The following is a 12,424-nucleotide window of genomic DNA, read 5'->3' as shown; positions in this document are numbered from 1 at the left end:
GTAGCCGAGCGACCGCCGCCGCGCCAAGGGCCGTGATCAGGAGAACAGAGACTCGACGAAGGCTTCGGCGTCGAAGGGCTGGAAGTCCTCGATCCCCTCGCCGACGCCCAGGAACTTCACGGGAAGCTGCATCGTCTGGCGGACGGCCACCACGACGCCCCCCTTGGCCGTGCCGTCCAGCTTCGTCAGGATGACCCCCGTGCAGCCGATGCTCTTGGTGAAGACCTCGGCCTGGCGGATGGCGTTCTGGCCGTTGGTGCCGTCGAGGACCAGCAGGACTTCGTGCGGCGCCCCGGGGATCTGGCGCTGGACGACCGACTTGATCTTCTCCAGCTCACGCATCAGGTGGGTCTGGGTGTGGAGTCGGCCGGCCGTGTCGACGATCAGGACGTCGCTGCCGCGAGCCAGGGCGCGCTGGCAGGCGTCGTGAGCGACGCTCGCCGGGTCGGCCCCCGGGGCGCCTCGGACGATCTCGCAACCCGAGCGTCCGGCCCAGATTGCAAGCTGGTCGGCGGCGGCGGCGCGGAAGGTGTCGCAGGCGGCCAGCGTGACCGACTTCCCCTCGTTCCGCAGCCTCTGGGAGAGCTTGGCGATCGATGTCGTCTTCCCCGACCCGTTCACCCCGGCGATGAGATAGACGCTCGGCTTCTTGGACGAGACCGCCAGCGTTTCCGGGCTCACGTCGCGCAGCAGTTCCTTGAGCTGGTCCTTGACGAACGCCACGAGGTGCTCGTCGGCCGTCTTCTCAGCGTAGGCTTCCCGCACCGAGTCGATGATTCGGCGCGTGGCCGCAACGCCGACGTCCGCCTGGATCAGCCGGCCTTCCAGCTCGTCCAGGAACTCCTGGTCCACCTTCCGGCCGAACCACGACCGGACGTTGAACAGCTGCGCCGTCTTGGCCAGCCCCTTCTTGAACCGCTCCAGGATCCCTTTGATCGCCATGTCCGCCCTGCAATTCCCTGTTCCCAACCGTCCGTCGCCGACCTTACGCCACGCCGACGAGCGAGGCTTCCGATTCTAACATCTTCACCCAGATCGAGACGCGCCGGCCCGTTCGCGGAGATGCAAAAGGTCCGCGTCGGGGGTGACGTAAGCCCCGACCCGCCGTCCGGGCCGGTCAGCAGCGTGAAAGTCCGAGCCGGCGGTCGGGACGAGGTTAAGGGTCGCCGCCCAGTCGCGGAACCGCCGGCCCACGCGGTTCTGGACGCCCGGACCGGCCACTTCCACGCCCGCCATGCCGGCGTCCGCGAGAGCTCGCAGCGACTCCAGGTTGGTGTTGTACGGGGGGTGGGCCCAGGAGACGACGCCGCCCGCCTTGCCGACCAGGGCGATCGCCTCGAAGGCGTCGAGCCGGAGCTTCTCGACGCACGCAGGACGTCCGTCGGCCAGCCAGCGGTCGAACGCCTCGCGAACGCTGGGCGATTGCTTGGTCCGGTACAGATACTCGGCCAGGTGACGGCGGCCCAAGGCGGCGCGGGGGAAGCAGCGGCGGACGGCCTCCACGTCGACGATCAGTCCGAGCCCTTCCAGCGCTGCGGCCATCGAGCCCAGCCGCTCGGCGCGACTGGCCCGGAGGCGGGCGACGGCGGCCAGGAGGTCGGGGTCGTCGTCGCGGAAGTAGTAGCCCAGGAGGTGGACCTCCCGGGCTCGGTACTCGCAGGTCAGCTCCACGCCGGGGACCAACTCGACGCCCAGCCGATCGGCCTCGGGACGAGCGACCGCCAACGCGGTGACGGCGTCGTGGTCGGTGATCGCGATCGCCGCCAGGCCGACCTGAGCCGCGGCGATCACGACCTCGCACGGGGAGCAGGAGCCGTCGGAGTGGGTCGTGTGGACGTGCAGGTCGGCGTCGCGGCGGTTCACGCGCCGGGGCCTTCCTCAACGGCCGCAGGCGGCGTCGCGGCCTCGGGGGCCGTTTCGACGTCCGGGTCGGCCGCGGCTTCGTCGGCCGGGCGTTCGCCCTCGGCGGAGTCTCGGTTCTGAAGGACCTTGTCGAGGATGCCGTTGACGAACCGGCTCGACTGGGCGGTGCTGTACCGCTTGGCCAGTTCCAGCGCCTCGTTGATGGCGACCTTGGCGGGGACCTCAGGCCGGTGGAGGATCTCGAAGGCGCCGAGACGCAGGATGTTGCGATCGATCGCCGCCATCCGGTCGAGCCGCCAGTTTTCGGCGACCTCCTTGATGGCCTCGTCGATCGCGGGCCCGTGCTGCCGAACTCCCTCAACGAGCCCGAGGGTGAACGCCGCCAGGTCGCGGTCGCGCAGCAGACGGCGGTCGATGAAGCGTCGGACGTCCGGCGTGACGACGCCCGAGTTTTGTTCGAGTTGGTAGAGGACCTGGAGGGCGACTTCGCGGCCTCGGGAACGTCGGGTCATGATGCACTCGCTCTGGCCGTATCGTCGGCCTCGATCAAACAGCACGGCTTCGCCGTCCCTGGTCCGCGTCACGTCTCACGACGGCGCCACTCGACCTCGGATTTCCATCATATCCCTTGACGGGGGGCGTCGAAAAGGGGAGCCGCCGCGGTGAAGTCCGTCTCAAGCCCACCGGGCGGCCGACCGATTGTAAGATGAAGAGGGATCGTCCCGGCCGACCGAGCGCCCGCGAGGGCCTCGGGGTTGACAGGTCTGGGCGGTCGGGTAGAGTCCGCGGCGCCGGCCCGGGAACGGGTCGGTCCAACGTCTTTGGCAGCGAAACGAGCGTCCTGGCCGTGTCAACCGAGAGGCCTCCCGATCCAGACGGGTCCGAACCCCAGCCGCCCCGAGCCGTCCACCGCTCCGTCCTGATGGACGAGGTGATCGAATGGCTCGCGCCGCGTGAGGGATCGATCCTCGTCGACGGAACGGCCGGCGCCGGCGGGCATTCCGCGGCTCTGGCCAGACTCGTCGGCTCCGGGAAGGTCATCGGCTTCGACCGCGACCCGAACATGCTGGAACTGGCCCGCGCGGCGACCGCCGGGCTCCCCGTCGACCTCGTCCACGCGCCGTACAGCGCGATGCGCGAGGGGCTGGCGGAACTCGGGATCGCGGCCGGGACCGTGGACGGCGTCCTCCTGGATCTGGGGCTCTCATCCGACCAGCTCGCCTGGCGGAACCGGGGTTTCAGCTTTGGGACGGAAGGCCCGCTGGACATGCGGTTCGACCCGACCTCGGACGGCCCGACCGCTGCCGACCTGCTTGCGGAGCTGTCGGACGAGGAGCTGGCGAAGGCGTTTTTCGAGTTCGGAGAGGAACGGTTCAGCCGCCGGATCGCCCGGCGGATCGTCGAGACCAGGGAGGCTGAGCCGCTCACGACCACGACCCAACTCGCCGATCTGGTCCGCCGCTGCATCCCCGGGAAGCTGCGGCACGGGCCGATCGATCCGGCGACGCGGGTCTTCCAGGCCCTCCGGATCCTCGTCAACGACGAGCTGGAGCACCTGGATTCGATCCTGGCGACTCTCCCCGAGATCCTGGCCCCGCACGGTCGCGCCGCGATCATCAGCTTCCACTCGCTGGAAGACCGGCGCGTGAAGTGGGCGTTCCGCAACGACCCGAGATGGACCGTCCTGACCAAGAAACCGATCACTGCGACGGCCGAGGAAACCGCCGTCAACCCCCGCGCCCGAAGCGCCAAACTAAGGGTGGCCGAACGATGGTCGAACCAGGAACCCATCCCGACCCCGACGAGCCCCAGGAACTGATCCACGACGAAGACGCCGCCGAGGTCCTCCCCTCCGAGGAGGTCGCCGAGGCCGTCGAGACCGTGGCCGAGGCGCTCGAGGAAGATCCGACCTCCCCCAAGGCGATCGCCCGGATCCTGGGGGCGATCGGTCCAATCGCCTCCAAGGCGTGGGGCGGAACGACGGCCGCTGCGTCCCAGGTCGGCGGGCTGGCCCGCGCTTACCCCCGCGCTTCGATCGCGTCGGGTCTGTCGGCCCTGGTTCTCTGCGGCGTCTTCTCGCTGCGATCGGGCAAGGCTCCCCTCCCTGTCGAGATCGAGCCCCCCGATGCAGCGGCCTCCCAGGCGAGCGCCGACCCTTCGCCGAAGGGTGCCGAGGCCGATCCGAAGAAAGACTCCGGCCCGACTCCCCCTGCAGCCGAGTCCGTCGCCGAAGGCCCCGCTCCCGCCCCGACTCCCGTGGGAGCGAGTCCCGCCCCGGCCACCCTTGAACCGACTCCCCAGCCGGCCGAGGTCAAGCTGGCCGGCGGCGATCCGGCGATGCCGGAACTGCCGTCGATGATCGACGCCAAGGCGGGCGAGGCCGTCGCTCCGGCCCCGGCGCCCGCGGTCGAACCGGCGGTCGAGCCCGGTGCCTCGCTGTTGCTCGCCAGCGCCAAGCCGATCGAGGAGCCCCCGGCCCCAGCCCCGGACCCGACGCCGGCTGCTGAGCCGGAACTCCCCCCCGCAGGCCCGGCCCCGGCCCCAGCCCCAGGTCCGGACCCGACGCCGACCACTGAGCCGGAACTCCCTCCCGCGATGCCGGCCCCCGCCGCCGCGCCAGCCCCCGAGGCGGCCGACTCCGAGAAGGCCCCCGCGCCGGCGTTCCCGGCTGGGCCAGAGCCCAAGGCCCCCGCCGTCGAGCCTGAGGCTCCGGCCCCTGCGCCTCCGGCCGAGGCTTCGCCGAAGCCGCAGAAGAGCGACGTTCCGGCCTCTCAGCCGTCGACTCCCCCGGCCGAACCCGCGTTCACCCCGCCGGCGGAGCCCGTCCAGCCGTCCGCGCCTCCGGCCGCTTTCCCGGCCCTGGGGGCCATCGCCGGAGCCGCTGCGGCGGAAGCCGCCCCCGGTCCGAACATGCCGAGTCCGACTCCAGAACCGACGGCCCCCTCGTCTGTTTCGCCGCCGACGGCGGAGCCGAAGACCGACTGGTTGCCGCTCAAGCACAACGGCGGTCCCGTCAAGCTCGACGCCGAGGAGATGGATTCCCGCGACGGCGTTGATCCCATCACGGGCGAATCCAGCGATCCCCTGCGCGACGCTCGTCGCGCGGCGAACGAGGAGCCGATCCGGTTCGTCCCCGTCGAGACCCGGCCCGCCGCGGCCGTCGGCGCTGCGGCCGGAGCCGCCGGAGCGACGGCGGCCGCCGTCACCTCCAGGGCCTCGTCGCGAGCGGCCGCCGCGTCCGACGAAGGCAAGATGGACACCGTTCTCCACAAGGTTCAGGCCGGCGAGAACTTCTGGACGATCTCGCGGACCCACTACGCCTCCGGCCGCTATTACCGGGCGCTCGGCAAGGCCAACGCCGACCAGTTCCAGCGGCTCGAAGACCTGTACGTCGGCGCCGTCATCCGGATCCCGCCCCCCGAGGACCTCGACCCGGCCTACATCGACCCCCCCGGCGGACGATCTTCTCGCAACCGCGACCCCGCCGAGACGGCCGCCGCCCCCGCGAAGGCCCCCCGGACCGCCGCTGCCGGAGTCCCCGTCCGCCGTGGAAAGCTCGAAGGCGAGTTGAACCTCCCCGTCTCCGACCCTTCCACGGAGCGAACCGCCGACACCGGCGAACGCCGCCGCGCATCGTCCCGCGAGGACTTCGACGAACCCGCCGCGACCAGCCGCCGCGCCGCATCGCCCCCCGTCCACAAGGTCCGCGCCCGCGAGACCCTGCGCACGATCGCCCGCGACCGCCTCGGCGACTCCCGACGCGCCCGCGAGATCCTCGACCTCAACCGCGACGTCATCGACGATCCGGCCCGCCTCCCCGTCGGCCAGGTCCTCAACCTCCCCGACGACGCCGAGTGACCACCGAATCGGGTTCGCTCGCGCCGATGCGCGACCGAACCCGATCGGCGTAAGTCGTTCTCGGATCAATGGGTTGAGCACCAAAATCCAACCTCGGCAATTGGCTTCGATCGGTCAGTTTTCGCGAGAATGCGCCTGCCGCGTTCGTTCTTCCGTCGTCCCTCCCGCGGCCGGTCCTGCTATTACTATCATGGGGTCGAAACCTGAATTCTGTTCGGGGATTGGCGAAGCCATGACGTGCGACAAGCGGTTCCAGATGCGCCGGGGGGCTGTGCGCTTTCAGCGAGTGAGTCGATTCCTGGCTGGGCTTGTCCTTCTCTTCGTGCTCACAGACTTCGTGAACGGCGAAGAGGCGGTCCCGCCGTATCCTCCGAGTCCGGTCATCGCCGGGCTGGGATGGGCTCCGCTCGACACGGTGGTTCGTCAGGCGCGGGACGGCGACAACTGGCCGCTGACCTGGGCCGACGACGACGCCCTCTACACGACGTTCGGCGACGGGACCGGCTTCCCGCCGAAGTCGAAGCGGAAGCTGAGCTGCGGCTTCGCCCGGATCGCCGGCGGACCGGGCGACTTCGTCGGGGTCAACGTCCCCTCCAATGGCGAACAGCTCGGCGACGGCCGCCGCGGAAAGAAGGGCTCCGGCCTGCTGTCGGTGGCCGGCGTGCTGTACCTCTGGCTGGACCACGTCGACGGGCAGGGAAGCGGGGCCCAACTCGCCTGGTCGACCGACCATGCGCGGACCTGGACGTTCGCCGACTGGCGGCTCGACGAGTTTGGGTTCGTCGGCTTCGTCAACTTCGGCCGAAACTACCAGGACGCACGAGACGACTTCGTCTACGCCTACTCGCACGACGGTCCCCAGGCCCACACGCCGGCCGACCGGTTCATCCTCATGCGGGCGCCGAAGAGCCGGCTGACGGAGCGATCCTCCTGGGAGTTCTATACAGGCTCCGTCGACGGTCAGCCAAAGTGGTCCCCCGACGCCGGCCGCCGCGAAGGCGTCTTCACCAACCCCGGCTCCTGCCTGCGGTCGGCCATGACGTATCAACCGAGCCTCCGCCGCTACCTCTGGTGGCAGCAGATCCCCCAGCCGATAGGCCATCCCGACAGGGCCGACACCCGGTTCGAGGGCGGCTTCGCCGTTTACGACGCCCCCGAACCCTGGGGCCCGTGGACCACGGCCTACTTCACCCCCCGCTGGGACGCCGGCCCCGGCGAACACGGCGATTTCCCCACCAAATGGGCCGGGGCCGACGGGAAGACCCTCCACCTCGTCTTCTCGGGCGAAGACTACTTCAGCGTCCGCCGGGCCACGATCCGATTGGTCACAAGTTCCGGCCCATAATTGCTGATAGCGGATCACGTGCCGGTTGTGCTTACGCTCCCACGTAAGTCGCGCGGTACCGGTTGCCGAAGATACCGGCGGCTTTGTCGCGGCCTCTCAAACCGTCGGCGCTCCCGCTGCGGCTGGATAGATGAAGACTCCATCCACACTCATCCCGCCGAAGGCTCCGGCTCCGATGCGAGTCGGCCGCTGGCTCGGATACCTTCGGTGAATATCCAACGCGGCCAGAGCCCGGGGGTCGCGCGCCGGGATGAGTCGCACCCGAAAAGGGTCGACGTAGAAGTTCGAGTGCTCCTTCGCCTGGCGCAGGACTTCCCGATAACCAGGTCCGAGGTTCTGGTCGTCGAATTCGTCGGACGCGATGTAGAGATACCACCGGCCCGCTTCCGTCGGATTGAGCCAGAACGCGACTTTGACCGGAATCACCGCGTCAAAGCGGCCGATGAATTCGGCCCCCGCCTCGGTCTCCTCACTCATCAACGCTATCTGGTCCATAGCCAAGCCCTGAGAGAGTGGGAGTGGCACGGTGAGCGACCTCACACCCCCGCAAACGCCTCGCGGTAGCGACCGAGGAGGGCGCCGACCGCTTCGTCGCAGGCCTTGGCGGTGGGGCCGCCGCCCATGTTGGTGGCGACGAGGACGCCGAAGTCGCGCTCGGGAGCGAGCCAGACGACAGCGTACCACATGGTGTTGCTGCCGGCGTGGTTCAGGGCGCGGCCGCCCGCCCAGGGGCGATTGAAGACGAGCCAGCCGCCGGCGTATTCGAAACGCGGCGGCGGCGTGTGGAGGTCCTGGTAGGTCGCAGGAAGGAGCAGCTTCGCCCCGGGTCGCTCGCCGCGGAGGTGGGCGATCGCGAACTTGGCCCAGTCGACGATCGAGCAGTGGACCGTCCCCGCAGGCCCCATGACCTCGGGGTTGTCGTGGCGGATCGGCTTCGGCTTGCCCATGGAAAGCTGATGCCCGTACGGTTGGTTCTCGCGCGAGGAGCCGTCCAGCCCCGGCGGACCGAAGCCGGCCGAGTACATGTAGAGCGGCTCGAAGACCCTGGCGCGGACCAGGTTCTCCCACGAGGCCCCCGTGACGTGCTCGGCCATCAGCCCCGCCAGCGTATAGCCGGCGTTGGAATAGGCGTAAGTCTTCCCGGGTAGTGTCTTGGGGGGCACCGAGCACAGGTCGACCAGCGCCGCGTATCGCTTCTCGGTCGGGTTCATGCCGGGCAGGTTCCACCAGTCGGCGTCGTGCGGCAGGCCCGCCCGATGCGTCAAGAGGTGCGAGAGGGTGGCGTCGCGGAAATCAGGGTGGAGCCGATCGGCGAACTCGGGGAAAACCCGGCCGATCGTGCTCGACGGCGACAGCACGCCCTCCTCGAACAGCGTACCCAGCAGGGTGGCGGTGATCGCCTTGGTGCAGGATCCGAGGTGGATCTGATCGGTCGTGCGGAACGCGCCGGCGTCGCCGATCCTGCGGACTCCGGTCGCAGCGATGGAGACGACCGAGGGCCCCTTGAGGATCGCGCCGACCATGCCGGGAAGGCTGTGCTTCTCGCGAACGCCTTCCAGCAGGGCCGCGGCCTGGGGATCGTCGGGGAGACGCGTCTCCCAGGGCTCGATCACGGGGCGGAGCGCCATCCGGGCGGGATCGGGCAACACCGGCCGCCGCACGGTTCGCCGCTGGTTGGGATTCGCGGGCTCCTGGGCCGAGACGGGCTGATTCCAGCCCCCGGCGAAGGCCGCCGCACCTCCGACAACCGCCCTCAACCAATCGCGCCGATGGTTCATCTCGCGCCCTCCTGATCGACCGGCTTCGGCCCGAACGCGTCGGCGACTCCCACGCCGAACCTTCGAGCCTAGATCCGGAACGACCGGCACGCAACCGGCGACGTCGAAGATTTCCCTTGATGTCGACGCATGGCGACGATCCGATGGATTACACGGGCGTCTCTCCCGTCATCGCCCTTTTCAGCCTTGGATTCCGGGCGCGCTTCTCCGCCGTGAAGCCGCTCAGCTTCATGTGAGGACGTGAACGACACATCGCCTCGATTCGGATGGAGGGTCTCGTGGATCGCTTCGTCGCGCTCGAGAAGCTGCCCGAGGGGTACAAGATCCCCGCCAAGTACGCCGATCGCCTGGTCTTCGACCCGGACGCGCGGCGGCTCTATTATCATGGTTATATGAGCAAGACGGATTTCGACCACCTGTGCGGGTTCTCCCGCGACTGGTCGTTCCGCCGCAAGCTGGAGGAATTGTTCCAGCTGTGCGCTTACAATGGTCGCCCGGAGGCCGCGCCGGCCTCAGGGGGCGGGTGGCTCGCCTCGTTGAAACGGCGGCTCGTCACCGGTTGAGGTCGGCCGGGACGACGCGCGTTCCCTCTCTCGCCGACCTCGACGGGAGATGTACGAATGGGGACGACGTCGACCCGCTCGCCGATGGCCGCGGCGCTGGCCCTGCTGGCGATCGCGGCGGGGACCGCCCGGGGGCAGGATCTGGAGCGGCTCAAGTACAACAACCCCGGGCTGGTCGTCGACCTCGGGGTCGGCCTGTGGGCCTGGCCCCTGCCGATGGACTTCGACGGCGACGGCGACCTGGACCTTGTGGTCAACTGTCCCGACAAGCCCTCCAACGGCGTCTACTTCTTCGAGAACACGGCGGGGCCGACCTCGCGGACCAAGCTCCCCGTCTTCAAGCCGGGCCGCCGGATCAGCAAGGGCTTGCAGAACGTGCAGGTCAGCTACGTCGACGGCCGCCCCCGCATCCTCTCCCCGGGGGCCGAACACCCCGACTTCCTCAAGACCGGCCTGGAGAAGAGCAAGAAGCTCACCCTGCCGGCCAACGTCCACCCCAACAAGGTCCGCGGCAACTTCTGGCGATACGTCGACTACGACGGCGACGGCAAGCTCGACGTGGTCGTCGGCGCCGACGACTGGACCGACTACGGCTGGGACAACGCCTACAACGCCGACGGCGTCTGGACCCGCGGCCCGCTGCGGGGATACGTCTACGTCGCGAAGAACGTCGGCGACAACGACAAGCCGAAATATGAGACGCCGTCCCGCCTGACCGTGAAGGGAGACCCGCTGGAAGTCTTCGGCTGGCCCTCCCCCAACTTCGCCGATTTCGACGGCGACGGCGATCTGGACCTCCTCTGCGGCGAGTTCCTGGACGGCTTCACCTACTTCGAAAACATCGGCTCGCGGACTGAACCGAAGTACTCTCCGGGACGTCGATTGAAGCGGGGCGACGGCTCGCCGCTGACGATGGACCTGGAGATGATCACGCCGACGGCCATCGACTGGGACCTCGACGGCGACCTCGACCTGATCGTCGGCGACGAGGACGGCCGCGTGGCGCTCGTCGAGAACGCCGGCGGCCTGGCCGACGACCGCACGCCGCGGTTCCTGGCCCCCGTCTACTTCCAGCAGGAAGCCGACGACCTGAAGTTCGGGGCGCTCGCGACGCCGTTCGGCTTCGACTGGGACGGTGACGGCGACTTCGACGTCGTCTCCGGCGACACGGCCGGATACATCGGGTTCTTCGAGAACCTCAGCGGCCCGGGCGTCGCCCGGCCGAAGTGGGCCGCGCCCAAGCTGCTGGAAGCCGACGGCAGCGTCATCCGGATCATGGCCGGCCCCAACGGCAGCATCCAGGGTCCGTGCGAGGCCAAGTGGGGCTACACCACGCTGAGCATCGCCGACTGGGACGGCGACGGCCTCCCCGACCTGCTGGTGAACTCGATCCTGGGCAAGGTCCACTGGTACAAGAACGTCGGTACGCGGAACGCCCCGAAGCTGGCCGCGGCCCAGCCCATCGAGGTCGCCTGGACGGCCGCGCAGCCTCAGCCGGAGCTGGCCTGGGGCTGGATGAAACCCGTCGGCAACGAGCTGCTGACCCAGTGGCGGACCACGCCCGTCGCCGTGGACTGGAACCGCGACGGCCTCGTCGACCTCGTCATGCTCGATCAGGAGGGCTACCTTGCTTTCTTCGAACGCGAAAAACGCGACGGCAAGCTCTCTCTGCGGCCTCCGGCGCGGGTCTTCGTCGACGAGGCCGGCGAGCCGCTGCGGCTGAACTCCAAGGCGGCCGGCGGCAGCGGCCGGCGCAAGCTCTGCGTCGTCGACTGGGACCGCGACGGCAAGCTGGACCTCCTGCTCAACGCGGCCAACGCCCTCTTCTACAAGCAGGTTCCCTCGACCACGCGTAGCTGGACGTTCCGCAACGTCGGCCTGCTCTCGAACACGAACATCGAGGGCCACGACGTCAGCCCGACGGTCGTCGACTTCGACGCCGACGGCGTCCCCGACTTCCTCGGCGGCGCGGAGGACGGCCGCCTGTACTTCCTCCGCAACCCGGCCTCCGGCGGCCAGGCCGCCACGCCGGCCGTCGAGCACGACCCCGCCGGCGACGTCCGCGAGGTACTCGCCAAGCAGGTCTCAGCCTGGAACGCGGGGGACCTTGACGGATTCCTGACGACCTACTGGGACTCGCCCGAGTTGGTCTTCCAGTCCGGCGGCACCAAGACGATGGGCTTCGGCCCGACCCGCGACCGCTACCGTTCCCGATACAAGGCCGAGGGCCGCGCGATGGGACGGCTGGACTTCACAGACGTCGAGGTCGACACCCTCGGCCCCGACTCCGCCATGGCCCGGGGCGGCTGGCATCTCGTCATGCCCGACGGCGCCGAGCCCCACGGCCTGTTCACCCTGATCCTCCGCCGGCTCCCCGCCGGCTGGAAGATCGTTCACGACCACACGTCCGCCGCCGACCCGGCGCCGGCGAAGAAGCCCTGACCGATCGACTCGAAGAATCCTTTTCCGCCCGTGTAAGAAATCGAGGGGTTCGGGGTTCACCCTCTGTCGGGACGTGAAACGGATTCTTCCAGAGTCATCAGTCGGGGGGATGGAGCATGACGGTCAGACGCAGGACCCGCGTCGAGTTCGATCGCCTGGAGGGGCGTGAACTCCTCTCCGGGCTTCAACAGGACGTGGCGAAGCTGGTTCAGGATCTCTCCGCCATTCACCAGGGGTCGAACGTCACGCCGGCCGAGATCAAGGCCGTCGGGACCGACCTGTCGGCGATCGCGAAGGTCGCCACCAAACCGGATCCAAAGACGGTCGCGACGCTCAAGACCGACGTCGCGGCCGCCGCCTCCGACGGCGTCATCACGCCGGCCGAGGCCGTAAAGCTTGAGAAGGACGTCTCCGCGGTGCTCGTCAGTGCGAATATCCCGAAGTCGCTGGCGCAGCAAACGGCGGCCGACGTGAAGACGCTCGTGATCGCGAGTGGAGTCACGAAGCAGCAGGTGAAAGTCATCCTTGGGGACGTCCAGGCGATCCTGGCTGACCTCGGGACCTTGAAGAAGTAA

At 69.1% G+C, this 12,424-nt stretch carries 11 protein-coding genes; 6 read left to right on the top strand and 5 right to left on the bottom strand.

All coding sequences use genetic code 11. The features are described 5' to 3' along the window. Nucleotides 1–36 precede the first annotated feature (36 nt). The 3 genes from ftsY to nusB all read right to left on the bottom strand — a co-directional run bounded on the left by ftsY (nucleotide 37) and on the right by nusB (nucleotide 2,375). Nucleotides 37–942 (bottom strand): signal recognition particle-docking protein FtsY, encoded by a 906-nt coding sequence (ftsY, locus tag G5C50_RS15030; RefSeq protein WP_165070714.1) that lies wholly within the window; start codon nucleotides 940–942, stop codon nucleotides 37–39. 84 nt (nucleotides 943–1,026) lie between these two features. Next, entirely contained in the window at nucleotides 1,027–1,863 is an 837-nt protein-coding gene (locus G5C50_RS15025; protein WP_165070712.1) for a PHP domain-containing protein, read from the bottom strand. Beyond that, on the bottom strand, nucleotides 1,860–2,375 hold the full coding sequence (gene nusB / locus G5C50_RS15020; protein ID WP_206107711.1) for a transcription antitermination factor NusB: 516 nt from the start codon (nucleotides 2,373–2,375) through the stop codon (nucleotides 1,860–1,862). The genes G5C50_RS15025 and nusB overlap by 4 nt, the downstream gene beginning before the upstream one ends. 335 nt (nucleotides 2,376–2,710) lie before the next feature. Here nusB and rsmH point away from each other — a divergent pair, with 335 nt between their 5' ends. The 3 genes from rsmH to G5C50_RS15005 all read left to right on the top strand — a co-directional run bounded on the left by rsmH (nucleotide 2,711) and on the right by G5C50_RS15005 (nucleotide 7,066). Then, nucleotides 2,711–3,682, top strand: a complete 972-nt coding sequence (rsmH, locus tag G5C50_RS15015; protein ID WP_240907088.1) for a 16S rRNA (cytosine(1402)-N(4))-methyltransferase RsmH — start codon at nucleotides 2,711–2,713, stop codon at nucleotides 3,680–3,682. Next, nucleotides 3,634–5,721, top strand: a complete 2,088-nt coding sequence (locus G5C50_RS15010) for a LysM peptidoglycan-binding domain-containing protein (RefSeq protein ID WP_165070710.1) — start codon at nucleotides 3,634–3,636, stop codon at nucleotides 5,719–5,721. The genes rsmH and G5C50_RS15010 overlap by 49 nt, the downstream gene beginning before the upstream one ends. A gap of 232 nt (nucleotides 5,722–5,953) precedes the next feature. Continuing rightward, entirely contained in the window at nucleotides 5,954–7,066 is a 1,113-nt protein-coding gene (locus G5C50_RS15005) for a DUF4185 domain-containing protein (protein ID WP_165070708.1), read from the top strand. A gap of 96 nt (nucleotides 7,067–7,162) precedes the next feature. On the opposite strand, the gene G5C50_RS15000 is transcribed toward G5C50_RS15005, so the two are convergent. After that, nucleotides 7,163–7,543, bottom strand: a complete 381-nt coding sequence (locus tag G5C50_RS15000; protein WP_165070706.1) for a hypothetical protein — start codon at nucleotides 7,541–7,543, stop codon at nucleotides 7,163–7,165. Between the two features lie 59 nt (nucleotides 7,544–7,602). Beyond that, on the bottom strand, nucleotides 7,603–8,844 hold the full coding sequence (locus G5C50_RS14995; protein WP_165070705.1) for a serine hydrolase domain-containing protein: 1,242 nt from the start codon (nucleotides 8,842–8,844) through the stop codon (nucleotides 7,603–7,605). Between the two features lie 278 nt (nucleotides 8,845–9,122). On the opposite strand from G5C50_RS14995, the gene G5C50_RS14990 reads away from it, so the two are divergent. The 3 genes from G5C50_RS14990 to G5C50_RS14980 all read left to right on the top strand — a co-directional run bounded on the left by G5C50_RS14990 (nucleotide 9,123) and on the right by G5C50_RS14980 (nucleotide 12,424). Then, on the top strand, nucleotides 9,123–9,407 hold the full coding sequence (locus G5C50_RS14990) for a hypothetical protein (RefSeq protein WP_165070703.1): 285 nt from the start codon (nucleotides 9,123–9,125) through the stop codon (nucleotides 9,405–9,407). A gap of 57 nt (nucleotides 9,408–9,464) precedes the next feature. Continuing rightward, nucleotides 9,465–11,849 (top strand): DUF4440 domain-containing protein, encoded by a 2,385-nt coding sequence (locus tag G5C50_RS14985; RefSeq protein ID WP_165070701.1) that lies wholly within the window; start codon nucleotides 9,465–9,467, stop codon nucleotides 11,847–11,849. Nucleotides 11,850–11,965: 116 nt separating this feature from the next. Beyond that, nucleotides 11,966–12,424, top strand: a complete 459-nt coding sequence (locus tag G5C50_RS14980; protein ID WP_165070699.1) for a hypothetical protein — start codon at nucleotides 11,966–11,968, stop codon at nucleotides 12,422–12,424.

It is taken from the genome of Paludisphaera rhizosphaerae, assembly GCF_011065895.1.
Taxonomy (GTDB): Bacteria; Planctomycetota; Planctomycetia; order Isosphaerales; family Isosphaeraceae; genus Paludisphaera; species Paludisphaera rhizosphaerae.
Note: the sequence above shows the minus strand (reverse complement) of the source record. Positions and strands in the feature narration are given on the sequence as shown.